Source organism: Lysinibacillus sp. S1 (assembly GCF_044986265.1).
Lineage (GTDB): Bacteria > Bacillota > Bacilli > Bacillales_A > Planococcaceae > Lysinibacillus > Lysinibacillus capsici.
The window spans coordinates 2,885,555-2,912,342 of sequence record NZ_CP173154.1 but is presented as its reverse complement, the minus strand read 5'-3'; the positions used below and the strand labels follow the sequence as shown (position 1 = coordinate 2,912,342).

Here is a 26,788-nt window from a genome sequence, read left to right as displayed (position 1 = left end):
GAATTAGCAAGAGCTAAAATTATTTTTGGATAGAAGCAACTACGCCAGCGCCTACAGTACGGCCACCCTCACGGATAGAGAATTTAGTACCTTCTTCAAGAGCGATTGGAGCGATAAGTTCAACTGTCATTTCGATGTTATCACCAGGCATTACCATTTCAACGCCTTCTGGTAAGTTACAGATACCTGTTACGTCAGTTGTACGGAAGTAGAACTGAGGACGGTAGTTAGAGAAGAATGGAGTATGACGGCCACCCTCTTCTTTTGATAAAACGTAAACTTCAGCTTTGAAGTTAGTGTGTGGAGTAATTGAACCTGGTTTAGCTAATACTTGACCACGTTGGATTTCTTCACGAGCAACACCACGTAGTAAAGCACCGATGTTGTCACCAGCTTCAGCATAGTCTAATAATTTACGGAACATTTCTACACCAGTTACAGTAGTAGATTTAGCTTCTTCAGCGATACCGATGATTTCAACTACGTCACCAACTTTAACTTGACCACGTTCAACACGGCCAGTTGCAACTGTACCACGACCAGTAATAGAGAATACGTCCTCTACTGGCATCATGAATGGTTTGTCAGTTTGACGTTCTGGAGTTGGGATGTAAGAATCTACAGCGTCCATTAATTCAACGATTTTTTCTTCCCATTCTGGTTCACCTTCAAGAGCTTTAAGAGCAGAACCTTTGATTACAGGAATATCGTCACCTGGGAAGTCATATTCAGATAGTAGGTCACGGATTTCCATTTCTACTAATTCTAATAATTCTTCGTCGTCAACCATATCACATTTGTTCATGAATACTACTAAGTATGGAACACCTACTTGACGAGATAAAAGGATGTGTTCACGAGTTTGTGGCATTGGGCCGTCAGCAGCAGATACTACTAAGATACCGCCGTCCATTTGAGCAGCACCAGTGATCATGTTTTTAACATAGTCAGCGTGTCCTGGGCAGTCAACGTGTGCATAGTGACGAGTTTCAGTTTCGTATTCTACGTGAGAAGTATTGATTGTGATACCACGTTCTTTTTCTTCTGGAGCGTTATCGATATCAGCGTAAGATTTAGCTGTACCACCCATTTTTTTAGAAAGAACTGTAGCGATTGCAGCAGTTAAAGTAGTTTTACCATGGTCAACGTGTCCGATTGTACCAATGTTAGCATGCGTTTTAGAACGGTCAAATTTTTCTTTAGCCATTAGAGATTGCCTCCTCAAAATTGTATGTTTTAGATTTAAAATTTATAGAATGAATGCTGATAGAGAACGGGCCCATCCCCTATCCTGCAATCATAGCTTACAAATTAGTTATACTTTATGCAAGATGAAATTTCAATTATTCACCTTTATTTTTTTTGATGATATCTTCAGAGATTGATTTTGGTACTTCTTCATAATGATCGAATACCATTGAGAATACACCACGACCTTGCGTTGCAGAACGTAAAGTTGTTGCATATCCAAACATTTCTGAAAGTGGAACCATCGCACGAACAACTTGAGCGTTACCGCGAGCTTCCATACCTTCTACGCGACCACGGCGAGAAGTGATGTTACCCATGATATCACCAAGATATTCTTCAGGAATTACAACTTCAACTTTCATCATAGGCTCTAAAAGAACTGGACTACATTTTGATGCAGCAGCTTTAAGTGCCATAGATGCAGCGATTTTAAATGCCATTTCGTTTGAGTCAACATCATGGTATGAACCATCGAATAATTTCGCTTTGATGTCGATTAATGGGTAACCAGCGATTACACCGCGGTCAAGCGAGTCACGAAGACCTGCTTCTACAGCTGGAATATATTCACGTGGTACTACACCACCAACGATAGCATTTTCGAATTCAAAGCCTTTACCCTCTTCATTTGGAGAGAACTCGATCCATACGTCACCGTATTGACCACGACCACCTGATTGACGAGTGAATTTACCTTGAACTTGAGCAGAGCCACGGAATGTTTCACGGTAAGATACCATTGGAGCACCTACGTTAGCTTCTACTTTAAATTCACGGCGCATACGATCAACTAAGATATCAAGGTGAAGCTCACCCATACCTGAGATAATTGTTTGACCAGTTTCTTGGTCTGTATGTGCACGGAATGTTGGATCTTCTTCTTGTAGTTTTTGTAAAGCTTGACCCATTTTATCTTGGTCAGCTTTTGATTTTGGTTCTACAGAAAGAGAGATAACTGGTTCTGGGAACTCCATAGACTCAAGGATAACAAGGTTTTTCTCTTCACAAAGAGTGTCACCAGTTGTTGTATCTTTAAGACCTACAGCAGCTGCGATATCACCAGCAAATACTTTTGAAATCTCTTCACGGCTGTTAGCGTGCATTTGTAGGATACGACCTACACGTTCACGTTTACCTTTTGAAGAGTTTTGTACGTATGAACCTGATTCAAGAACACCAGAGTACACACGGAAGAACGTTAATTTACCTACGAATGGGTCAGTCATAACTTTAAATGCTAAAGCTGAGAATGGCGCTTCGTCTGATGATGGACGTTCAGTTTCATCACCATCTGGAGTTGTACCTTTAATAGCTGGTACATCAACTGGTGATGGTAAGTAATCGATAACTGCGTCAAGCATTTTACGAACACCTTTGTGTTTGAATGCTGTACCACAGATTACTGGGTAGAATTCTACAGCGATTGTCGCTTTACGGATAGCCGCTTTAAGCTCTTCTTTTGTAATTTCTTCACCAGCAAAGTATTTTTCCATGATTTCTTCGTTAACTTCAGCGATTGCTTCGATTAACTTCTCACGGTATTCTTCAGCTTGCGCTTTGAATTCTTCAGGAATTGGTTGACCTTCACGTAATGCTGTACCTTCTTCGTTATCGTAGTAAGTTACATCCATTTCAACTAGGTCAATAATTGCTTTGAACTCATCTTCCGCACCAATTGGTAATTGGATTGGATGAGCATTTGCTTGTAAACGCTCGTGTAAAGTACCTACAGAATATAGGAAATCTGCACCCATTTTATCCATTTTGTTAATGAATACGATACGTGGTACACCGTAAGTTGTAGCTTGACGCCATACAGTTTCTGTTTGAGGTTCAACACCAGATTGAGCATCAAGTACAGTTACTGCGCCGTCAAGTACACGTAAAGAACGTTCTACTTCTACAGTGAAGTCTACGTGTCCAGGAGTATCGATGATGTTTACGCGGTTGCCTTTCCATTGAGCTGTTGTCGCAGCAGAAGTGATTGTGATACCACGTTCTTGCTCTTGCTCCATCCAGTCCATTTGAGAAGCGCCTTCATGAGTTTCACCGATTTTGTGAATCTTACCTGTGTAATAAAGGATACGCTCAGTTGTTGTTGTTTTACCAGCATCAATGTGAGCCATGATCCCAATATTACGAGTATTCTCTAGTGAGAATTCGCGTTTCATTAGGTATTTCTCCTTCCATATTGGGCTTATGCTATGTTTAGATTACCAACGGTAGTGAGCGAATGCTTTGTTCGCTTCTGCCATTTTGTGCATATCTTCACGTTTCTTAACTGATGCACCAGTGTTGTTAGAAGCATCAAGGATTTCGTTAGCTAAACGCTCTTCCATAGTTTTTTCACCACGAAGACGAGAATAGTTAACTAGGTAACGAAGACCTAAAGTTGTACGACGTTCTGGGCGTACTTCAACTGGTACTTGGTAGTTAGAACCACCAACACGGCGAGCACGTACTTCAAGAACTGGCATTACGTTATTTAGAGCAGCTTCGAATACTTCGATTGGATCTTGACCAGAACGTTCTTTAACTAGTTCGAACGCACCGTATAAAATCTTTTGAGAAGTACCTCTTTTACCATCAATCATCATTTTATTGATTAAACGAGTTACTAGTTTTGAATTATAAATTGGATCTGGTAACACGTCACGTTTGGAAACAGGACCTTTACGAGGCATGTGTTTTCCTCCTTTCATTGAGTAAATATATAGTGGGATTTAAATTATTTTTTTTCTTTAGGGCGTTTTGTACCGTATAAAGAACGTGATTGCATACGACCGTTTACACCAGCAGTATCAAGAGCACCACGAACGATATGGTAACGAACACCCGGTAAGTCTTTTACACGACCGCCACGGATAAGAACAACACTGTGCTCTTGTAAGTTGTGGCCTTCACCAGGAATGTACGCTGTAACCTCGATTTGGTTAGTTAAACGTACACGAGCGTATTTACGTAACGCTGAGTTTGGTTTTTTAGGCGTCATTGTACCTACACGAGTACAAACACCACGTTTTTGTGGAGATTTAACATCAGTTAAAGATTTTTTAAATGAGTTATATCCTTTGTTTAACGCTGGTGAATTTGATTTCGTGATTTTAGATTTACGAGGCTTACGTACCAATTGGTTAATTGTAGGCATCGATTTTTCCTCCCTTCATTCCTTCTTTTTTTAATACCACACATCCAGGTGGTTCATTTTTTGGGTAAAAACAAAGTCTTTGTGCATTTTACACAAAAACTACTCTACAGTAATCGCAACTACCGCAGCTCCAACATGGATTCCACAGGCTTTGCCCAGTTCCTTTTTGGACTCAACAAGAATAACTGGTATACCGATTTCTCTCGCGAAAGATATGGCCGAATCGGTTACCCAATTGTCTGCATCAAGTGCCACATAAAGTTCTTTCACTGAACCAGCTCGCATTGCTTTTACTGCTTGCTTTGTACCTATGATTGTTTGACTAGCCCTTACTTTATCATAAGACATTTACATATCCTCCGAAGTACAGACAGTTAACTATCAACCTTCAATATATTATCATTACTCATTTACACTGTCAACTAATATCTTGAAAAAGTCCGAAGAGATGATGAAAATATGCATCTCTTCGGCCTAATTTAATGTTTATTCAGCAGAAACGACTTCTGTGTCAAGCTCATCTTTTTCGATGCGGATTTGACGATAACGTTGCATACCAGTACCTGCAGGAACAAGTTTACCGATAATTACGTTCTCTTTTAATCCAAGAAGTTCGTCACGTTTACCCTTAATTGCTGCATCTGTTAACACACGTGTTGTTTCTTGGAACGATGCTGCAGATAAGAATGATTCTGTTTCAAGAGAAGCTTTTGTAATACCAAGGATAACAGGGCGACAAGTTGCAGGGTTTTTGCCATTCATAACAGCGTCTACGTTTGCCTCTGAGAATTGGTGGATATCTAGTAATGAGCCAGGTAGTAATTCTGTATCTCCAGCTTCAATTACACGCACTTTACGAAGCATTTGGCGAACCATTACCTCAATGTGTTTATCCCCAATTTCTACCCCTTGCATACGGTATACTTTTTGAACTTCTTTTAATAAATATTCTTGAACAGTTGAAACGTCTTTGACTTTTAGCAATTGTTTTGGATCGATAGAACCTTCTGTTAAAACTTGACCACGTTCTACATTATCACCTTCGATAACTTTCAAACGTGCGTTATAAGGTGCTTGATACTTACGAGTTTCTACGTCACCTTGAATTGTAATTTCTTTTAAGCCTTCACGAATTTCTGTGATATCTGAAACCGTACCAGCAATTTCTGAAATAACAGATTGACCTTTTGGATTACGTGCTTCAAAGATCTCTTGGATACGTGGAAGACCTTGTGTAATATCATCACCGGCAACCCCACCTGTATGGAATGTACGCATTGTTAACTGTGTACCTGGTTCACCGATTGATTGAGCCGCAATAATACCAACTGCTTCCCCAACTTCAACCTTCTCACCTGTCGCCAAGTTCATGCCGTAACATTTTTTACAAACGCCGTGTTTTGTATTACATGTAAATGCTGAACGGATTGTCACTTCTTCAATACCAGCCTCGATAATTGCACGAGCGATATCTTGGTCGATTAAACCGTCTTTTGCAAGAATTACTTCACCAGTTTCAGGGTGGAAGATTGTTTTCTTCGTATGACGACCAACAATACGTTCATCTAGAGCTTCAATTAACTCTGTGCCTTCCATTAATGCACCAATCGTTAAGCCACGGTCAGTACCACAGTCATCTTCACGAACGATAACATCTTGTGCAACGTCAACAAGACGACGCGTTAAGTAACCTGAATCGGCAGTTTTTAGGGCTGTATCGGCAAGACCTTTACGAGCACCGTGAGTTGAGATGAAGTACTCTAATACTGTTAAACCTTCACGGAATGAAGATTTGATTGGAAGTTCGATAATACGACCAGCCGGGTTGGCCATCAGACCACGCATACCAGCTAGCTGAGTAAAGTTAGATGCATTACCACGGGCACCTGAATCAGACATCATGAAAATTGGGTTTGTTTTCTCAAGTGACTTCATCAGCTTCGCTTGAATTTCATCTTTTGCAGCACTCCAGCTTGAAATAACGCGATCATAACGCTCATCCTCAGTAATGAAACCACGACGGAATTGCGCTTGAACTTTATCTACTTTCTCTTGAGCTTCTGCTAAAATTTCACCTTTATCAGGTAATACCACGATATCAGATACACCTACAGTAATACCTGCACGTGTTGAATATTTGAAACCTAGGTTTTTCATACGGTCAAGCATTTTAGATGTTTCCGTAATGTGGAAACGTTTAAATACTTCAGCAATGATATTTCCTAAGAATTTCTTACGGAATGGGTTTACAACAGGTACTGATGCAAAGTATTTACGCAATACAGCTGTACGTTGTGCATCAATTTTCCCTTTTTCATCTAAATTATTATAAGCACTATCTGATTCAAGCTCTTTAAGTGTTTCTTCATCAATTGTTAACTTAGCAAAGTATTTTTCTGGTGTTACTTGCTCTAAGTTGAAATCAGTTGGCTCATTAATATAAGGGAATGATTCCGGTAAGATTTCATTAAAGATTACTTTACCGACAGTTGTTAATAAGAACATATTATTTTGTTCTTCAGTGAATGTCGGATTATTTAATGAACTTGCTTTAATTGCGATACGTGTATGCAAGTGTACATGACCTGTATCATAGGCAATTAAAACTTCATTTGGACCATAGAAAACAGTACCTTCACCACGTGCGCCTTCACGTTCAAGTGTTAAGTAGTAGTTTCCTAATACCATATCTTGAGAAGGTGTTACAACAGGTTTACCGTCTTTTGGATTCAGGATGTTTTGTGCAGCAAGCATTAGAAGACGAGCTTCAGCTTGAGCTTCAGCTGATAATGGTACGTGAACCGCCATTTGGTCACCATCGAAGTCAGCATTATAGGCTGTACATACTAATGGGTGAAGACGAATAGCACGACCTTCAACTAGTGTTGGTTCAAATGCTTGAATTCCAAGACGGTGAAGCGTTGGTGCACGGTTTAGTAATACTGGATGCTCACGGATAACATCTTCTAAAACGTCCCATACGTCGTTATTTAAACGTTCGATTTTACGTTTAGCAGATTTAATGTTATGAGCAAGACCACGCTCTACTAATTCTTTCATAACGAATGGCTTGAATAATTCGATAGCCATTTCTTTTGGTAAGCCACATTGGTACATTTTTAAGTTTGGACCTACTACGATAACCGAACGACCAGAGTAGTCAACACGTTTACCAAGTAGATTTTGACGGAAACGACCTTGTTTACCTTTCAACATATGTGAAAGTGATTTTAACGGGCGGTTACCAGGACCTGTTACAGGACGTCCACGACGACCATTATCGATTAATGCATCAACAGCTTCTTGTAACATTCGTTTTTCATTTTGTACGATGATGCTCGGAGCACCTAAATCTAATAAACGTTTTAAACGGTTATTACGATTAATTACACGACGGTATAAATCGTTTAAATCTGAAGTCGCGAAACGACCACCATCTAATTGCACCATTGGACGAAGCTCTGGTGGAATAACAGGTAGTACATCTAGAATCATCCATTCAGGTGAGTTTCCTGAGTTACGGAAAGATTCAACAACTTCTAGACGTTTAATGGCACGAGTACGTCTTTGACCTTGAGCAGATTTTAACTCCTCTTTTAAAGATTGTGTTTCATCTTCTAGGTCGATTTTACCTAATAATTTTTTGATTGCTTCTGCACCCATTGATGCTTCGAATGTATTACCGAATTTTTCACGGTATGCACGATACTCTTTTTCAGATAGTAATTGTTTACTTTCTAAATTAGTAGCACCTGCATCGATCACAACGTATGAAGCGAAATAGATAACTTCTTCAAGAGCACGAGGTGACATATCTAAAATTAGACCCATACGGCTAGGAATACCTTTGAAGTACCAGATATGAGAAACTGGTGCTGCTAATTCGATATGTCCCATACGTTCACGACGAACTTTAGCACGTGTTACTTCAACGCCACAACGATCACAAACTACGCCTTTATAGCGTACACGTTTATATTTCCCACAGTGACACTCCCAGTCCTTAGTTGGACCAAAAATACGCTCACAGAATAAACCATCTTTTTCTGGTTTTAGTGTACGGTAGTTAATTGTTTCAGGTTTTTTAACCTCTCCATATGACCAAGAACGAATCTTGTCAGGTGATGCTAAACCAATTTTCATATATTCAAATTCATTAACGTCTATCAAGGAGCCTACCTCCCTCTAGTATAGGTCTTTATAAAGACTCTTTTACGCAGCTCGATAATCGTTTGCAAAGATTGCCTCTTTGGCAAAGGATTAGAAATAGAATGATTTATTAAAAGAAAAAGCCAGGCAGGGCGTTAAATCCTGCCCGGCTAATTTGAAAAATAAGTTTGACCATATTCACATTTGTGAATTTGGTTTTCCATTATTCAAAAGACTCTACTGGCTCTTCTTCTGTATCTGGCTGTGGTGCAATGTTAAGTGCATCAGCTGGCTGAAGATCGTCTTCTTCGTCTAAATCGCGAAGCTCTACTTCTTCATCATTAACTGTTAACATCTTAACATCCATACCAAGAGATTGAAGTTCTTTAATCAATACTTTGAATGACTCAGGAACACCTGGCTCTGGTACACTTTCACCTTTAACGATGGCTTCATATGTTTTCACACGACCAACAACGTCATCAGATTTAACCGTTAAGATTTCTTGAAGTGTATACGCAGCACCATAAGCTTCAAGTGCCCATACCTCCATTTCACCAAAACGTTGTCCACCAAATTGCGCTTTACCACCAAGTGGTTGTTGCGTAACAAGTGAGTAAGGACCAGTTGAACGTGCATGAAGTTTATCATCAACCATGTGAGCAAGTTTGATCATATACATGATACCTACTGATACACGGTTATCGAATGGTTCACCAGAACGTCCATCATACAGGATTGTTTTACCGTCACGGTTCATCCCAGCTTCTTCCATTGTTTCCCAAACGTCTTCTTCATTAGCACCATCAAATACTGGTGTTGCCATGTGAACGCCTAGATAACGAGAAGCCATACCTAAGTGTAACTCTAAAACTTGTCCGATATTCATACGGGAAGGTACACCAAGTGGATTTAACATGATATCAACAGGCGTGCCATCTGGCATGAATGGCATATCTTCTTCTGGTAAGATACGAGAGATAACCCCTTTGTTACCATGACGTCCGGCCATTTTGTCCCCAACACGAATTTTACGTTTTTGAACAATATAAGCACGAACTAATTGGTTAACACCTGGTGGTAATTCATCGCCATCTTCACGGTTAAATACTTTAACATCAAGAATGATACCGCCAGCACCGTGTGGTACACGTAATGAAGTATCACGAACCTCACGAGCCTTTTCACCGAAGATTGCATGTAATAAACGCTCTTCAGCAGTTAATTCTGTAACCCCTTTAGGCGTTACTTTCCCAACAAGAATATCACCGTCACGTACTTCCGCACCAATACGGATAATACCACGTTCGTCTAGGTTACGAAGTGCATCTTCTCCGACGTTTGGAATATCACGAGTGATTTCTTCTGGTCCAAGCTTTGTATCACGAGATTCTGATTCATATTCTTCGATATGAACAGATGTATAGACATCGTCTTTTACAAGGCGCTCACTCATAATAACAGCATCCTCATAGTTAAAGCCGTTCCAAGTCATGAATGCAACCAGTACGTTACGTCCAAGAGCTAGTTCGCCTTTTTCCATTGATGGACCATCTGCTAAAATGTCACGAGGTTTCACACGTTCGCCTACTTTTACAAGTGGACGTTGGTTATATGAAGTACCTTGGTTAGAACGAATGAACTTCTGTAATTTATATTTTGTTAAATCGCCTTTAACCTCTTTGCCGTCTACAACTTCAATGCGGCGTACATGGATAGAGCGAGCTTCAACGTGCTCAACAATACCATCATACTTCGCTACTACAGCTGCACCTGAATCACGCGCATCAACATGTTCCATACCAGTACCAACGAATGGTGCTTCTGGGTTAAGTAGTGGAACTGCTTGACGTTGCATGTTGGCACCCATAAGTGCACGGTTCGAGTCATCGTTTTCTAAGAACGGTATACATGCAGTCGCTGCAGAGACAACTTGTTTAGGAGATACATCCATGTAGTCCATTTGCGCTTTATTGAATACCGTGTTATCACCACGGAAACGACCTACTACTTCATCATTTACAAAAGTACCATCTGGATTTAACGGTGAATTTGCTTGTGCTACATAGTAGTTATCTTCTTCATCAGCTGTTAAATAATCAATTTGCTCTGTTACTCGACCTGTTTCGTGGTCAATACGACGATAAGGTGTTTCAATGAAGCCAAATTTATTAACTTTGGCAAATGAAGATAATGAGTTGATTAATCCAATGTTTGGACCCTCTGGTGTCTCGATCGGACACATACGACCATAGTGAGAGTAGTGAACGTCACGTACTTCGAAGCCAGCACGCTCACGCGTTAAACCACCAGGACCTAATGCAGATAGACGACGTTTATGCGTTAACTCTGCTAATGGGTTTGTTTGGTCCATGAATTGTGATAATTGAGAGCTTCCGAAGAACTCTTTAATCGACGCAATCACTGGACGGATATTGATTAATTGTTGTGGTACGATCGCAGCTGTGTCATTAATTGACATACGCTCACGTACTACACGTTCCATACGAGATAAACCGATACGGAATTGATTTTGTAGTAACTCACCAACAGAACGTAGGCGACGGTTACCTAAATGGTCAATATCATCTGTTGCACCTACTTGGTAAAGTAAGTTAAAGAAATAGCTTACTGAAGATAAAACATCAGCAGGTGTAATATTCTTCACTTCTTCATCAATGTACGCATTACCAATGATATTAATTTCTTTTTGAGCTTCATCCTTTGGAGCATAAATCTTAATAGATTGGATGGTTACATCATCTTCAAGCACTCCACCGACTTGTGATAAAGTGCGGTAACCAATACCTTTTGATGAATCTTCTAGGTAAGGTAGAATTTTATCTAAAGTACGACGATCTAGTACTGTACCTTTTTCTACTAAAATTTCGCCTGTTTCTGGATCTACAAGCGTTTCAGCAATCGTTTGGTTGAATAAACGATTTTTAATGTGAAGCTTTTTATTCATTTTGTAGCGACCAACATTCGCTAAATCATAACGTTTAGCATCGAAGAAACGAGAGTATAATAAACTCTTCGCACTTTCTACTGTTGGTGGCTCACCTGGACGTAAACGTTCGTAGATTTCTAAAAGCGCTTTTTCTGTACTTTCAGAGTTATCTTTTTCTAACGTATTACGTAGATACTCGTTATCACCGATAATATCGATAATTTCTTGATCTGAACCGAAACCTAATGCACGTAGTAACACTGTTACTGGTAGCTTACGAGTACGATCAATTCGCACATAAACTACGTCTTTCGCATCAGTTTCATACTCTAACCAAGCACCACGGTTTGGAATAACTGTAGCTCCAAAGCCTTTTTTACCGTTTTTATCAGTTTTATCATGGAAATACACACTTGGTGAACGAACTAATTGTGAAACGATAACACGTTCAGCACCGTTGATAATGAACGTACCTGTTTCTGTCATTAACGGGAAATCACCCATGAAGACATCTTGTTCTTTCACTTCGTCTGTTTCTTTGTTGTAAAGACGTACTTTCACACGTAATGGAGCTGCGTAAGTAACATCTCGCTCTTTACACTCATCAACATCATATTTAGGCTCACCTAATGAATAATCGATGAATTCTAATGAAAGATTACCTGTAAAGTCCTCGATCGGCGAAATGTCACGGAACATTTCACGTAAACCTTCTTCAAGGAACCACTCGTAAGACGCCGTTTGAATCTCAATCAGATTTGGAAGCTCAAGCACCTCTTTAATACGCGCAAAGCTTCTACGCTGGCGGTGTTGTCCGTACTGAACTAGTTGACCTGTCAACTCATTCACCCCTCAATAAAGCGATATTAGGTCTTTGCAAAATCATACAAATAGTGTATGATTTCGAAAGACAAAAAGAAAACGAGTCTTCAAAAAGATCTCATTTTCGGTTAACTAAACTTATCTTGGCAAGTATACCCATATTAAAACAATTCTATACAAAAAGGGCATACGACCTCAAAATAATATTTTTGCATTGTATCATATTATCATAGCCGATTTGTCAAGTCAATAAATTATACATATTTCATTTATTTTTTTGCGCGTACTATCCAGTACCCTTTTTTCTTTTCTACTACATCGACTTCTGAAAACTTTTCTTCTAAGTAACTTACTGTCGATGGCGCTCCTTGTTTCTTCTGAATGACTACCCAGAGTTCACCCGAAGACACTAGCCGATCGTAAGCTCCATCGTAAAAGCGGAAAATCGTTTCCTTCCCCGCACGAATTGGTGGATTCGTTAAGATAGCTGCTGCATCTACATCTTTATCAACCATCGATAGGCCGTCACTCACAAATATTCGCACATTTTGAACACCGTTCACTTGCGCATTTTTTTGCGAAAGCGCAACTGCACGTTCATTAATATCCATCATAAAAACGGTACGGTCTGGATTAGTTTTGGCAATCGATAACCCTATCGGCCCGTATCCACAACCTACATCAAAAATCGCACCATCAATATCAGGCATTTGAAAAGCGTCTATTAAAACACGGGATCCAAAATCTACTTCGCTTTTACTAAATACACCTGCATCCGTTTCGAATGAAAACGTATGCCCTAGTAACTTGAATGTCCAGTGACGTGGTTTACTTTCAGTTTGAGGCTTACTTGTATAATAGTGATCTGACATTTTCACGCCTCCTCAGAATGAAGAAAAAAGCTCGCCAAAATGACGAGCTTTCCTTTTGTTAAAAAGTAACGCGAGATTACTTAACTTCTACAGATGCGCCAACTTCTTCAAGTTTAGCTTTGATTTCTTCAGCTTCATCTTTAGAAACGCCTTCTTTAAGAGCTTTAGGAGCGTTATCTACTACTTCTTTAGCTTCTTTAAGACCTAAACCAGTGATTTCACGAACCACTTTGATTACTTTGATTTTTTCTGCACCAGCAGATGCTAATACTACGTCAAATTCTGTTTTTTCTTCAGCTGCAGCAGCACCACCAGCAACTACTGCTACTGGAGCAGCAGCTGTTACACCGAATTCTTCTTCGATAGCTTTTACTAAATCGTTTAATTCAAGAACTGTCATAGCTTTGATAGCTTCTAAGATTTGCTCTTTATTCATTATAATTTCCTCCTAATTGGATAATGTTTTATTTTTTTGCGATCAGGCCGCAGAAGTATTAGTGCGTACTAAATTACGCGCCTTGTTCTTCTTTTTGTTCTGCAACAGCTTTTGTTGCAAGTGCGAAGTTACGCACTGGAGCTTGAAGTACAGATAAAAGCATAGAAAGTAGACCTTCGCGTGATGGAAGTTCTGCAAGTGCTTTAACATCTTCAACAGAAGAAATAGTACCTTCAATAATACCAGCTTTAATTTCTAAAGCTTCGTTTTTCTTAGCGAACTCGTTGATGATTTTAGCAGGCGCTACAACATCTTCATTTGAGAACGCAATTGCGTTAGGACCAACTAATACGTCGTTGATTCCTTCAAGGCCAGCAGCTTCAGCAGCACGACGAGTTAAAGTGTTTTTGTAAACTTTGAACTCAACGCCAGCTTCACGAAGTTGTTTACGAAGCTCTGTTACTTGTGCAACATTAAGACCACGGTAATCCACAACTACTACAGAAGCAGCGCCTTGGAATTTTTCAGTAATCTCTTGAACTTGTACTTGTTTGTTTTCGATTGCTTTGCTCATGATGACACCTCCTATTAGAATGGGTCATTTATACCGACAAAAGAAAAGCCTCCGAGTCAAATAGACACAGAGGCTGAAAGTCATCATCTTTAAATAAGAATCTGAATTCCGATGTCCTCGGTAGGAACATTAAGTGACAAGTCACTCCTACTGTCTACGGTACAAATGGATAATTCACAACAGCAACTATAGTATCACGTATAGCCACTATCGTCAATACATATATATAAATTATTTTACTACTACGTTAGAAGCGTCAATTTTAACCGCTGGACCCATTGTAGTTGTAACATTTACAGATTTCATGTAAGTACCTTTAGCTGCAGCAGGTTTTGCTTTTTGAACTACATCAAAAACAGCTAAGAAGTTTTCTACTAATTTTTCTGCTGAGAAAGAAACTTTACCGATAGGAGCGTGGATAATACCAGCTTTATCAGCACGGTATTCTACTTTACCAGCTTTGATTTCTTCGATAGCTTTTGTTACATCAAAAGTAACTGTACCAGTTTTAGGGTTTGGCATTAAACCTTTAGGCCCTAATACACGACCAAGTTTACCAACTTCACCCATCATGTCAGGAGTTGCTACGATTACATCGAAGTCAAACCAACCTTGTTGGATTTTTTGGATGTATTCTGCATCGCCTACATAGTCAGCACCAGCTGCTTCAGCTTCTTTAAGCTTTTCACCTTTTGCAAATACTAATACGCGTTGAGTTTTACCAGTACCGTTTGGTAGTACTACTGCACCACGGATTTGTTGGTCGTTCTTACGAGTATCAATACCTAAGCGGAAAGCAACTTCTACAGTAGCGTCGAAGTTTACTGTGCTAGTTTTTTGAGCAAGTTCGATTGCTTCTTGTGCAGTGTAAAGTGCGTTACGATCAATTAATTTTGCTGCATCTTGCAGTTTTTTACCTTTTTTAGCCATTATATATTTCCTCCTTGATTGTGGTTATAGCGGATTTTACCTCCCACGAATAAAGGTTGCGTGTTCACAAAGAAACTTCGCAACCTTCCAAAAAACAAAACATCAAGTAAATGGGATTAGTCTTCGATAACAATACCCATGCTTCGTGCAGTACCTTCAACCATTAACATAGCAGCTTCTACTGAAGCAGCGTTAAGGTCTGGCATTTTAGTTTCAGCGATTTCGCGAACTTTATCACGTTTAACCGTTGCCACTTTTTTACGGTTTGGTTCACCAGATCCAGATTGGATACCAGCTGCTACTTTAAGTAGAACTGCTGCAGGTGGAGTTTTTGTAATGAAAGTGAAAGAACGATCCTCGAATACTGAAATTTCAACTGGGATAATAAGACCAGCTTGATCAGCAGTACGCGCATTAAATTCTTTACAGAATCCCATGATGTTCACACCCGCTTGACCTAATGCAGGACCAACCGGTGGAGCTGGGTTAGCTTTACCAGCAGGGATTTGAAGTTTAACAACTTTAATAACTTTTTTAGCCACGAGACACACCTCCTTAAGTCCGTGATGTGGTAATTGGGTTGCCCCTCCCACTCAATATCTGTCTGTCAGCTAAGTGCCGATAACATTAAAATTATCATTACAGACGTCAAACAAAAGTATGACAGTCTGACCTATGAAATGATACCACTTTTAATTTTTTTAAGCAAGTAGTAATTAACAAAATCTGCGAAACATCTACCAATTAGCATGTAATGTTCTATTGTTAGAACTATAATTTTTGAACTTGTTCGAAATCTAGCTCCATAATCGTTTCGCGACCAAACATATCAACCGTCACTTTAATTTTCCCTTTTTCTGTGTCAATTTCTTCAACACGTCCTTGGAAATGAGCAAACGGCCCTTCTAATACTTCTACTGCTTCACCAACAGTAATGTCCACTTCTACAACTTTATCAGTCATACCCATTTGTTGTAGTAAACGATCTGCTTCTTCAGGTAATAACGGTGTTGGTTTTGCTCCTCCACCAGATGAACCGATAAAGCCCGTAACACCAGGCGTATTTCGAACTACATACCAAGAATCATCTGTCATGATTAACTCTACTAACACATAACCAGGGAAAACTTTACGCATCATTGTACGTTTTTTTCCATCTTTCATTTCTGTTTCTTCATGCTCAGGAACAATCACACGGAAGATTTTATCTTGCATTCCCATTGTTTCTACACGTTTCTCTAGGTTTGCTTTTACACGGTTTTCATACCCTGAATACGTATGAACAACATACCAATTTTTCTCCATAACTACTAGGACTCCTCGTCCGTCCCTCCCTTACAAATAAAAGTGAAAATGAATCGCGATACGCTCAATGCATTTTTACTCTTTTCACAAACATCTCATTAGAAAAATATAGCTTTCGCTAATTACTTGCGAAAGCTCGATGATATATACCGAAACTAGCATAGTCATCAATCGCTACTATCATACTCTCCTAGTAGTATTTATCATAATGAGGAGATTTTACTGCTTTGCGCTTCACTTCACCCATCCCATCGATCCCATTAGATGGAGTTTTCTACTGAATGAAGATAAAACAAACGAAAAAACCCGTTATTGCAATGGACGGGCTATTTCAAAAATATGCTATTTACTAAATTATAAATCTAAGTACCAGCGGAATAATGATGAAATACCTAAGTCAACTAACACAAAAAATAAAGCCATAATGACAACAGTTGAAATTACAACGACTGTATATTTCGTCAGTTCTTTACTTTTCGGCCAGCTTGTTTTGCGCATTTCTGACATTACATCGCTGAAAAAGCTTTTGATCTTGCCCATTCTAGCTTAACCTCCGAATCAATCAAATCTGTCTATTTACATATCATTTTATAGCGTTTGTTTATGCATTGTATGTTCATTGCAATGCGAGCAAAATTTCTTTAATTCGAGACGTACAGTTGAACCTTCTTTAGCTGTGAACGTGTAATTTCTCGAACCACATTTCTCACAATTTAGCACGACTTTTTTTGCCATATAATCACCTTTTTCGGCACTTTGTCTTTTTAAGACTAACACCTATATTTGTCAATGTCAATAAAGGCCTAAATGGGCTAAGACATTTCCTCAAGGACTAAATGACGTTCTAATTTACGTTTTACCCGCTGCAATGCATTATCGATAGATTTCACATGACGATTTAATTTGGCAGAAATTTCATGATAAGACTGACCGTCTAGATATAAGGCTAAAACTTGTAGCTCTAATTCACTTAAAATCTCACTCATCTTTTCTTCTAAATATCCAAACTCTTCTCTATGAATCATCAATTCTTCTGGATCATCCATAATAGCACCCGTTAGTACATCCATAAGCGTTCGGTCTGACTCTTCGTCGAATATAGGCTTGTCCAAAGAGATATAGGAATTTAGAGGTATATGCTTTTGCCTAGTTGCTGTTTTAATAGCTGTGATAATCTGTCTTGTAATACATAACTCTGCAAAAGCTCTGAATGATGCAAGCTTATCTCCTTTAAAATCACGAATCGCTTTATATAAGCCTATCATGCCCTCTTGTACAATGTCTTCCTTATCTGCTCCGATTAAAAAATAGGATCTTGCCTTCGCTCTTACTAACAAACGGTATTTTGTAATTAAATAATCCAACGCATCTGTATTACCTTGATGCACCATTTCAATAAGCTCTTCATCATTGAATCGTTCAAAATCTTGTGTCACTTGTACAATGCTATTTTTAAACATGGTATCACCTCAGCCACAACAGATAATTAGAAACAGTATAACGGAATTGGAAAATATGCGTCAATCAATCATTTCAACCCTCGTCGCCATTTTTCAAAGGCGAGCGCAACATCTGGCTTTAATTCTATACGGGAAGGCGGCTTACTTTCTTGCTTCCGCTTCACATCATGAGTAATTTTATGTTGGATAATACTTGTATCAATTTCTAGCTCTCTAGCCGACTTCCTTAAGGCACCATTCCCAAATATAACACTTTGCTCTGCCATATCAGAAGTTGCTACATGAATTTGTACATTTCTAGCCTTTAATTCATGTGTCATTTTTTCAATACGTTCATCTGCTGTTTCATTTTTTCGTGTATAAATGACTTCTACATCATTTTCTATATAAGATTGCTCTACTCCTGGTACAAGATGGGCGTCAAAAACAATAATTACGCGCCAACCCATTGCCGCTTTATATTCAGCCATGAGTTCTATCAACCTTCTTCGCGCATCCTCAAAATTTGTATCACGCAATGGCCGCAGCTCTTTCCAAGATCCAATCATATTATAGCCATCAACAAGCAAAATGTTTTTCATTGTTATTCAATCGCTTCTTGACGTTTACGATACACTTCGTACATTAATAAAGCCGCTGCTACTGATGCGTTCAGTGATGTGACATGCCCAACCATCGGTAAGTGATATAAAAAATCGCATTTTTCTTTTAATAAACGCCCCATCCCTTTGCCCTCACTACCGATAATGATGGCTAATGGTAATGTTGCATCCATTTTTCGATAATCTGCAGATCCCTTTGCATCTGTCCCTGCAATCCATACACCGCGTTCTTTTAATTCATCTATAGTTTGAGCAAGATTGTTTACACGTACAACTGGAACGTGTTCAATCGCTCCTGTAGATGCCTTTGCCACTACTGCTGTTAGACTCACTGATCGGCGCTTAGGAATAATAATACCATGTGCTCCTATAGCATCAGCCGTTCTCATAATAGACCCTAGATTATGAGGATCCTCTAACTCATCTAAGATTAAGAAAAAAGGATCTTCCTGTTTATTAGCTGCGGCTGCAAATAAATCCTCTAGTTCAGCATACTTATAAGCGGCAACAGAAGCAACGATACCTTGATGATTAGCACTTGATAATTGATCAACTTTCTTTTTTGGGACAAATTGAACTATGACACCACGTTCACGGGCTAAATCTAGCAGTTCATTGACGCCAGATTTTTTTACTCCTTCTGCAATCCATACTTTATTCATATCGCGGCCTGAACGAAGTGCTTCTAACACTGGGTTTTTACCGGCAATAATTTCACCATTCTGTTCTGCCATTATTTAGACACTCCTTTTGATTCCTCGATTATTTGAATAGCATATGCAATGATTTCGTAGACGCGTTCTAGTTCATTCAATAAATATAAACTACCAAGCACCGCCTCAAAGCCTGAGCTATTACGATAGGTTTGGACATCCGTATTTTTTGGTACAGAGCCGGATTTGGCATTGCGTCCACGGCGGAACACAGCCAATTCCTCCTCTGTTAAATAATTTTCATCCATCATGCGATGAACGATCATCGATTGCGCTTTTGCTGAGACGTAGCGAGTTGCCTCTCGATGTAGTGTGTTTGGTTTAACACGACCAGAGCGTAGCAAATATTCTCGGACCTTTTGTTCCAATACGGCATCACCCATATAGGCTAACGCCAGCGCTTTTAATTGTTTAACATCTTCATTGCGAAGTTTATCCAACTTAATTACCCTCGTTTCCATCTAGTTCCTTGTCGTGTATCTTCTAAAATGATACCTTGGGCTTGCAAATGGTCACGGATCTCGTCAGAGCGAGCAAAATCACGATTTTTACGTGCCTCGACACGCTCTTGTAGTAATGCTTCAATTTCTTCGTCTAATAGTTCTTCTTCTTTTGCAAATTCAATACCTAAGACGTCACCTAGTACTTCAAAGGTTTCAATAAAGGTTTCTAATACCTTCTTGCAAGTATTGGCTTCATTTAAGTAAATATTAGCAATACGAGCTACTTCAAATAATACAGAAATAGCGTTGGCTGTATTAAAATCATCATCCATTGCCTCTTCAAAATGCGCTTTCTGTTCCGCAATTTTGTTCAGCCATTCTTCTGAATGATCACCTAAACTTACAGTAGTCGTAAGGCGATGCTTCACATTGTTGTATGCTGTACGAATGCGCTCTAAACCTGACGCAGCAGCTTCTACTAGGTCCTTCGCAAAGTTAATTGGATGACGATAATGGACAGATAGCATGAAGAAACGCAATATCTGCGGGTCAATTTGTTTACGGATATCATGCACAAGAATAAAATTCCCAAGAGATTTTGACATCTTTTCATTATCAATATTAATATACCCGTTATGCATCCAATAACGCGCAAATGTTTTATCATTGTGTGCCTCTGATTGAGCAATTTCATTTTCGTGGTGAGGGAAAGTTAAATCCTGCCCACCAGCATGAATATCAATAGTATCTCCTAAATGTTCACGAGCCATTACAGAACACTCAATATGCCACCCTGGACGGCCATCTCCCCATGGGCTTTCCCAGAATATCTCACCTGGCTTAGCAGCTTTCCATAAAGCAAAATCTAGCGCATCATCTTTTTTCTCGCCCGCTTCAATACGAGCACCGATTTTTAAATCGTCAACTGATTGGTGTGATAATTTACCGTAGCCATCAAATTTACGAGTACGGTAATACACATCTCCAGCAGACTCATAAGCGTAGCCCTTTTCAATTAGCACTTGAATAAATTGAATGATATCGTCCATATGCTCTGTCACACGTGGATGAACATCTGCCTTTTTGCATCCCAGTGCTGTAACATCTTCAAAATAGGCTGCAATAAAACGCTCTGTTAATTCATGTACTTCTTCACCAAGCTCATTTGCTGCTTTAATAATTTTATCGTCTACATCCGTAAAATTGGAAACAAACTTTACATCATAGCCTTTATATTGAAAATAACGACGTACTGTATCATAAACAATTACAGGACGTGAATTCCCAATATGGATATAGTTATAAACCGTAGGACCGCAGACATACATTTTTACCTTGCCCTCTTCTAGCGGTACAAAGGTTTCCTTTTGTCGTGTTAATGAGTTAAAAATTTGAATACCCATTGTATTTCACTCTCCTTTTCTGTTGAATAAAAAAAGCGCCTCTATCACTCCTAAAAGGAATGACAGAGACGCTCGATTTGCGTGGTTCCACTCTGATTGAAGACAAAAAGCCTTCCACTTTGGACATCCATTAACGGGGATGACTCGATAAAGCCTACTCTCGTTCAGCTTTATGCTCAAAGGTGCATTTCAGTTTTGCCTAGGCTCAGACCACTTTCAGCCGATGATGGTCCTCTCTTAAGAGCATGCGCCACTTACTTCTCCTTATCAACGCTTTTTCAATGTAAATACATTTTACAACGAAAGAATGAATTGTCAATAAATTTATCTTTATTGTGCAAATTTTTCTACACGGTCAATTGCTTTCTCTTTACCAATTAAACAAATGGCGTTCGGCAACTCTGGTCCATGTGTTTCACCTGTTGTCACAACACGGATTGGCATGAACAGATTTTTACCTTTATGACCAGTTGTCTTTTGTACAGCTTTAATCGCAGCTTTTACCGCATCTGGTGTAAACTCTTCTAGCTCTTCCAATTGTGCTTTAAATGCCGCCATTACTTCAGGTACTTGCTCTCCTGCTAAAACCTCTTTTGCTTCTTCATCATATTCAATATGGTCGTTAAAGAATAGGCTAGATAATTCGACAATTTCTGCACCAAAGCTCATTTGGTCATGATAAAGTGCGATTAAATCCGTCGCCCAAGCATGTTGCTCTGCAGTAAGTTCTTCAGGTAATAAGCCTGCTTTTTGTAGATGTGGTAAAGATAATGCTACCACTTCTTCCAAAGACAACTTTTTAATATATTGATTATTCATCCATGTTAGCTTTTGTTTATCGAACATAGATGGTGATTTTGAAAGACGTTTTTCATCAAACATTTTGATAAATTCTTCTTTTGAGAAAATCTCTTCTTCTCCCTCTGGAGACCAACCGAGTAGCGCAAAGAAGTTAAACATCGCTTCAGGAAGATAACCTAAATCTTTATATTGCGTAACAAATTGAATAATCGATTCATCACGCTTAGATAGTTTTTTACGGTTTTCGTTAATAATTAATGTCATATGTCCAAAGCGTGGATATTCCCAACCAAATGCATCAAAAATCATCATTTGCTTTGGTGTATTCGATAAATGCTCCTCACCGCGGAAAACGTGAGAGATTTCCATAAAGTGATCATCTAAAACAACCGCATAGTTATATGTTGGAATACCATTTGCTTTTACAAGCACCCAATCACCAATATCTTTAGACTCAAAGGTAACTTGTCCACGAACTAAATCTTCAAATTCGTATGTTACACTTTCAGGTACACGCATACGGATTGTGTATGGCTCACCTGCCGCTTCTTTAGCAGCGATTTCATCTGCTGATAAGTGGCGACATGTACCATCATAAGTAGGAGCAGCTACACCTCTTGCTTTTTGTTCTTCACGAGATGCTTCAAGCTTTTCAGAAGAACAGAAACACTTGTAGGCTACACCTTGCTCTAATAGTTTTTCAGCGTGCTCTTTATAAATATCAAGACGTTCCATTTGACGATAAGGCGCATAAGGTCCACCAATATCAATGGACTCATCATATTCAATACCTAACCATTTTAGGTTATCTAGCTGAGATGCTTCTCCGCCCTCTACATTACGTTCAATATCCGTATCTTCAATACGTACAATGAATTTACCGTTATGATGTTTTGCATATAAATAATTGAATAATGCTGTACGCGCTCCACCGATATGTAAATAACCTGTTGGAGATGGCGCGTAACGAACGCGAACTTCTTTCGTCATATTAAAAGCCTCCTAAATTTTCGATCAAAAATTGACTTTGTTCATTTTACCACTCTGTTACAGGAAATAAAAGCGGGGTTCATCCACATTTATTTCTTGATCAATAGAATTGTTGCCATTGCCGCAATACCTTCCTCGCGACCTGTAAAACCTAATCGTTCAGTTGTAGTTGCTTTAACATTTACCTGTGAAGGCTCTGCATGTAATAATTCGGCGATACGTTGTTGCATCTGTCCAATATAGGGTGCCATTTTAGGACGCTGTGCCATAATGGTACAATCGACATTACCTAGAGAATAACCCTTATCCTCAACAATCTTCCAAATGTACTCTAATAATTTTGCTGAGTCCGCGTCCTTAAATGCAGGGTCTGTATCTGGAAAATGACGGCCAATATCCCCTTCTCCAATTGCTCCTAGAGCCGCATCTGTGACAGTGTGTAAGAGAACATCCGCATCTGAATGTCCTACTAGTCCTTTTTCATGCGGAATGGTAATGCCACCAATAATTAATGGACGACCTTCTTCAAATGCATGTACGTCAAAACCTTGTCCAATTCGAAACATATTCATCTTCCTTTAATTAATATTTATCATTATCATATCAAAATTTGCCCTAGGTTGTTTGAAAAGCGCTTTAATAATTATCCTCCTATAGCAGTAATGGGCAGTTTAGAAAGCTACACTCTCTAGACTGCCCCACATTCTTTAAATATGATACTCTATATTTTTCATTTGACTGTTGCTAATATTCGGAGATGGCTGTGAATTATAAACACGTGAATAAGGGGGAACAGAGTGTGTTAGCCAAATATTACTTCCTAAAACGGAATCGTGCCCAATCGTCGTCTCGCCCCCTAAGATAGTAGCACCAGCATAAATGACAACATTGTCGGCAATATTCGGATGACGCTTAATGCCCTTAATTGGATTACCATTTTCATCTAATGGGAAGCTTAGTGCACCTAATGTTACACCTTGATAAATTTTTACATTCTTACCGATAGTACAAGTTTCACCGATAACTACACCTGTTCCGTGGTCAATAAAGAATGATTCTCCTATTGTAGCCCCTGGATGAATATCGATACCCGTTAATCGGTGCGCATATTCTGACATAATTCGAGGCACAATTTGTACACCCATTTCGTATAACTCATGTGCGATGCGGTGAATATAAACAGCCACAATAGATGGATAGCTTAGCAAAATTTCCTCTGTGGAAAGAGCTGCTGGGTCACCATTATATGCCGCTTGAATATCTGTTTGTAGCACTTGGCGAATGGCAGGAAATCGATTAATCAAATTCATAACAATTTTGTCTGCTTGTTCACGGCAATACTTCTCGCAATTGGCAGGATCACTATCCTCCATATTATAAAATAATACTTTTTCGATAATATCCCGCAAATCTAATGCTGTTTCACGCAGCTTATTACTGCAAACTACGTTCACCCTTGTTTCATCAATAGGTCTTGTCATATAAATGCCAGGAAACAGCACCTCATGGAAATTATCTATTATTTTTATAACCCGATCTCGTCCATCAAAGCCTATTGAGTTGTCAACGTCGATGTACTGTTTATTTATACTAGTTAATGAACCTGTAATTTCTGGAACCTTTTGATTTAACCAATCATTTAATGACACAATAAACACCCCTCACATCTTTTCATCTATTCTATTACCTTATTAATCATATATCCACTATTTCATTTTACACGTAAAACGATCACACATGGATAAAATCCACTTTATTGGAGCATTCCAACTTTTTATTCTCTTCTACGCCTTCGTTTCTAATTCGACTAGCAGTTATGTCATTATTATCATACATATATGGATGAACAGATTACGAAGCAATAAGGCATTCTGACCATATAATTTTTCCCAAACAAAACAAATAAAAAAGACTATCCATCCTTAACAAACTACGAATGAATAGCCTCTATAAATAATATTTCCTAATGATTGAATGATCCACGCTTACGCAAGATTGCCTCACCAAATACTAAGTCTTCTTGTGTTGTCATTTTTACATTTTCATAACTACTTTCTACGATGTGTACCTGATGTCCGAGACGCTCCATTAGCATTGCCTCATCTGTCCCAAGAAAACCTACTTTTTCAGCTACGTCCTCCGCTTCCATAATTAATTCAAAACGGAATGCTTGTGGAGTTTGCACCATCCAAAGGCTTTCTCGATCAACCGTTTCCTCTATAATGCCATTCATTGATACTTTTTTCATCGTATCTTTCGCACGAACCCCTGCAATTGCTGCACCATGATGATGCGCGTTCTGTACAAGCTTTGCAATGATATCATGCGTAATAAACGGGCGTGCTGCGTCATGGACAAGCACAATATCTACCTGTTGCATCTCTTTCATGCAAGAATGAACCGAATGCTGTCGCTCAGCACCCCCATCAGGTAAACCCTTCACTTTGGTAATCCTATAGTCCTCTAGCATTTTTTGAATAAATCCACGCTCTTCTGGTTTTACAGCGAGCCAAATACCTGTGCAAGCGGGATCTTGTTGAAACACTTCTAGCGTGTGTACCAGAATAGGTTTCTCTAAAAGCTTTAAAAATAATTTATTTTGCCCTGCACCCATACGCTTCCCACTTCCGGCAGCAGGTAGAACCACTTCATATTGCATTTCCCCACATCCTAATCGTCCTTCGGCTTAGCAAATATCATACGACCTGCTGATGTTTGCAGCACACTAGTAACTGTAACTGTAATTGCCTGTCCGATGTAACTACGACCACCTTCAACCACAATCATCGTACCATCATCTAAATAGGCAACTCCTTGGTTATGCTCTTTGCCATCCTTTATAACCACAACCTGCATATCTTCACCTGGTATAACTACAGGTTTCACTGCATTCGCTAAATCATTGATATTTAACACTTTTACATGATGGAGCTCACAGACTTTATTCAGGTTAAAATCATTGGTAACGATGCATGTATCATTGCCCATTTTTTTTGCAAGACGGACAAGCTTTAAATCTACCTCTTGTACATCTTCAAAATCCTCGTCCGTAATTTCAACTTTTGTCTTACGCTCATCTTGTAATTTTTTTAAAATATCTAAACCACGCCGACCTCTTGTGCGCTTTAAGGTATCAGATGAATCAGCTATATGCTGAAGCTCTGTGAGCACAAATTGAGGTACAACTAATATACCCTCAATGAAGCCTGTTTCAGAAATATCAGCAATACGACCATCAATAATTACACTTGTATCTAGCAGTTTGTAGCTTCCACGAACCTCTTGAGCTTCAGCACCTTCAGCAGCTTTTTTCTTCGTATTGGTACTACGTAATGTAAAAAGCTGTATGAGCTCATCTCTTTTTCTAAAACCTAGACGGAATCCTAAATACCCTAATACAAATGACAGGATAATTGGAAGTACTTCCGAAATAACAGGGAATGGTACACTATCAATGGCAAAGCCTAAAAAGTAAGCGACAATCAACCCAATTATTAAACCAAACGTACCAAATAATAAATCTCCGATAGGAACCTTAAACAGAACTTCTTCCATCCAGCTAATGAGCCTTACAAAGTAATCGGAAAATGCAAAAGATAGTGTAAACAGTAAAAGTGCGCCTAGAGCTACTGATACATAAGGATTATCTAGCCAAGGATTAGATGATAAATGAAGCAATTCGTATAATGGCGGTAAGAAAACAAGGCCCAATGCTCCTCCAATCAGTAAAAACGCAATTTGAACAAATTTTTTCACAAGCTGTCACCTCCTAATTGTTAGTTAAGATTATACATAGTTTACGGTAGAAAATCTTTCATGAGCTCAGTCAAAATCTCATTATTTTTGATGTGTGAAACAAGGATAAGATAGTTAGACAAAATTTTACAAACTTCTATTTTGTTCGTACTAGATGAAAATCCTTTATTCATTCATCAGCTA

The 26,788-nt window shown here is 39.0% G+C and carries 25 protein-coding genes and 2 other annotated features; all 25 genes read right to left on the bottom strand.

The window, feature by feature from the left end; translation table 11 throughout:
• Positions 1-19: 19 nt before the first annotated feature.
• Entirely contained in the window at positions 20-1,207 is a 1,188-nt protein-coding gene (gene tuf, locus ACHZEU_RS14400; protein WP_004233614.1) for an elongation factor Tu, read from the bottom strand.
• 136 nt (positions 1,208-1,343) lie between these two features.
• A complete protein-coding gene (fusA, locus tag ACHZEU_RS14395) occupies positions 1,344-3,422 on the bottom strand; it encodes an elongation factor G (RefSeq protein ID WP_066038311.1) in 2,079 nt (692 codons plus the stop codon).
• Positions 3,423-3,464: 42 nt separating this feature from the next.
• Entirely contained in the window at positions 3,465-3,935 is a 471-nt protein-coding gene (gene rpsG, locus ACHZEU_RS14390; protein WP_004233610.1) for a 30S ribosomal protein S7, read from the bottom strand.
• Positions 3,936-3,979: 44 nt separating this feature from the next.
• Positions 3,980-4,399: a 30S ribosomal protein S12 gene (gene rpsL / locus ACHZEU_RS14385; protein ID WP_004233609.1), complete on the bottom strand. Its 420-nt coding sequence runs from the start codon at positions 4,397-4,399 to the stop codon at positions 3,980-3,982.
• A 99-nt stretch (positions 4,400-4,498) separates the two neighbouring features.
• Positions 4,499-4,747 (bottom strand): ribosomal L7Ae/L30e/S12e/Gadd45 family protein, encoded by a 249-nt coding sequence (locus ACHZEU_RS14380; RefSeq protein WP_279493447.1) that lies wholly within the window; start codon positions 4,745-4,747, stop codon positions 4,499-4,501.
• A 138-nt stretch (positions 4,748-4,885) separates the two neighbouring features.
• Positions 4,886-8,569: a DNA-directed RNA polymerase subunit beta' gene (rpoC, locus tag ACHZEU_RS14375; protein WP_048395560.1), complete on the bottom strand. Its 3,684-nt coding sequence runs from the start codon at positions 8,567-8,569 to the stop codon at positions 4,886-4,888.
• 202 nt (positions 8,570-8,771) lie between these two features.
• On the bottom strand, positions 8,772-12,347 hold the full coding sequence (gene rpoB, locus ACHZEU_RS14370; protein ID WP_175400790.1) for a DNA-directed RNA polymerase subunit beta: 3,576 nt from the start codon (positions 12,345-12,347) through the stop codon (positions 8,772-8,774).
• A 242-nt stretch (positions 12,348-12,589) separates the two neighbouring features.
• Positions 12,590-13,192, bottom strand: coding sequence for a class I SAM-dependent methyltransferase (locus ACHZEU_RS14365; RefSeq protein ID WP_036077767.1), 603 nt, complete (start codon positions 13,190-13,192; stop codon positions 12,590-12,592).
• Positions 13,193-13,268: 76 nt separating this feature from the next.
• A complete protein-coding gene (gene rplL, locus ACHZEU_RS14360) occupies positions 13,269-13,628 on the bottom strand; it encodes a 50S ribosomal protein L7/L12 (RefSeq protein ID WP_004233598.1) in 360 nt (119 codons plus the stop codon).
• A gap of 73 nt (positions 13,629-13,701) precedes the next feature.
• The gene (gene rplJ / locus ACHZEU_RS14355; RefSeq protein WP_004233596.1) at positions 13,702-14,202 is read right to left on the bottom strand and encodes a 50S ribosomal protein L10; all 501 of its coding nucleotides are present in this window, start codon (positions 14,200-14,202) and stop codon (positions 13,702-13,704) included.
• Positions 14,203-14,234: 32 nt separating this feature from the next.
• Positions 14,235-14,380, bottom strand: a sequence feature (ribosomal protein L10 leader region).
• Positions 14,381-14,433: 53 nt separating this feature from the next.
• A complete protein-coding gene (gene rplA / locus ACHZEU_RS14350; RefSeq protein ID WP_004233594.1) occupies positions 14,434-15,132 on the bottom strand; it encodes a 50S ribosomal protein L1 in 699 nt (232 codons plus the stop codon).
• A gap of 116 nt (positions 15,133-15,248) precedes the next feature.
• A complete protein-coding gene (gene rplK / locus ACHZEU_RS14345) occupies positions 15,249-15,674 on the bottom strand; it encodes a 50S ribosomal protein L11 (RefSeq protein WP_004233593.1) in 426 nt (141 codons plus the stop codon).
• A gap of 229 nt (positions 15,675-15,903) precedes the next feature.
• Positions 15,904-16,437: a transcription termination/antitermination protein NusG gene (gene nusG, locus ACHZEU_RS14340; RefSeq protein ID WP_004233590.1), complete on the bottom strand. Its 534-nt coding sequence runs from the start codon at positions 16,435-16,437 to the stop codon at positions 15,904-15,906.
• A gap of 354 nt (positions 16,438-16,791) precedes the next feature.
• Entirely contained in the window at positions 16,792-16,977 is a 186-nt protein-coding gene (gene secE, locus ACHZEU_RS14335; RefSeq protein ID WP_004233589.1) for a preprotein translocase subunit SecE, read from the bottom strand.
• A gap of 48 nt (positions 16,978-17,025) precedes the next feature.
• Positions 17,026-17,172: a 50S ribosomal protein L33 gene (rpmG, locus tag ACHZEU_RS14330; RefSeq protein WP_279493453.1), complete on the bottom strand. Its 147-nt coding sequence runs from the start codon at positions 17,170-17,172 to the stop codon at positions 17,026-17,028.
• 77 nt (positions 17,173-17,249) lie between these two features.
• Positions 17,250-17,897, bottom strand: a complete 648-nt coding sequence (gene sigH / locus ACHZEU_RS14325) for an RNA polymerase sporulation sigma factor SigH (protein WP_004233587.1) — start codon at positions 17,895-17,897, stop codon at positions 17,250-17,252.
• A gap of 68 nt (positions 17,898-17,965) precedes the next feature.
• On the bottom strand, positions 17,966-18,478 hold the full coding sequence (locus tag ACHZEU_RS14320) for an NYN domain-containing protein (protein ID WP_054548958.1): 513 nt from the start codon (positions 18,476-18,478) through the stop codon (positions 17,966-17,968).
• Positions 18,479-18,480: 2 nt separating this feature from the next.
• Positions 18,481-19,233 carry a 23S rRNA (guanosine(2251)-2'-O)-methyltransferase RlmB gene (gene rlmB, locus ACHZEU_RS14315; protein WP_054548957.1) on the bottom strand — a complete coding sequence of 251 codons (753 nt, stop codon included), beginning with the start codon at positions 19,231-19,233 and terminating at the stop codon, positions 18,481-18,483.
• Positions 19,233-19,673, bottom strand: coding sequence for a Mini-ribonuclease 3 (locus tag ACHZEU_RS14310; RefSeq protein ID WP_175400791.1), 441 nt, complete (start codon positions 19,671-19,673; stop codon positions 19,233-19,235). Before ACHZEU_RS14310 ends, rlmB begins: the two co-directional genes overlap by 1 nt.
• A complete protein-coding gene (gene cysS, locus ACHZEU_RS14305) occupies positions 19,658-21,058 on the bottom strand; it encodes a cysteine--tRNA ligase (RefSeq protein WP_279493455.1) in 1,401 nt (466 codons plus the stop codon). Before cysS ends, ACHZEU_RS14310 begins: the two co-directional genes overlap by 16 nt.
• Positions 21,059-21,119: 61 nt before the next feature.
• Positions 21,120-21,338, bottom strand: a binding site (T-box leader).
• A 50-nt stretch (positions 21,339-21,388) separates the two neighbouring features.
• The gene (gene gltX / locus ACHZEU_RS14300; protein WP_279493456.1) at positions 21,389-22,849 is read right to left on the bottom strand and encodes a glutamate--tRNA ligase; all 1,461 of its coding nucleotides are present in this window, start codon (positions 22,847-22,849) and stop codon (positions 21,389-21,391) included.
• 89 nt (positions 22,850-22,938) lie between these two features.
• The gene (gene ispF, locus ACHZEU_RS14295; protein WP_004233581.1) at positions 22,939-23,415 is read right to left on the bottom strand and encodes a 2-C-methyl-D-erythritol 2,4-cyclodiphosphate synthase; all 477 of its coding nucleotides are present in this window, start codon (positions 23,413-23,415) and stop codon (positions 22,939-22,941) included.
• Positions 23,416-23,556: 141 nt separating this feature from the next.
• Positions 23,557-24,498, bottom strand: a complete 942-nt coding sequence (epsC, locus tag ACHZEU_RS14290) for a serine O-acetyltransferase EpsC (protein WP_004233580.1) — start codon at positions 24,496-24,498, stop codon at positions 23,557-23,559.
• Between the two features lie 314 nt (positions 24,499-24,812).
• A complete protein-coding gene (ispD, locus tag ACHZEU_RS14285; protein WP_048395541.1) occupies positions 24,813-25,508 on the bottom strand; it encodes a 2-C-methyl-D-erythritol 4-phosphate cytidylyltransferase in 696 nt (231 codons plus the stop codon).
• 11 nt (positions 25,509-25,519) lie between these two features.
• Positions 25,520-26,605: a PIN/TRAM domain-containing protein gene (locus ACHZEU_RS14280; protein ID WP_004233578.1), complete on the bottom strand. Its 1,086-nt coding sequence runs from the start codon at positions 26,603-26,605 to the stop codon at positions 25,520-25,522.
• Between the last annotated feature and the right edge of the window lie 183 nt (positions 26,606-26,788).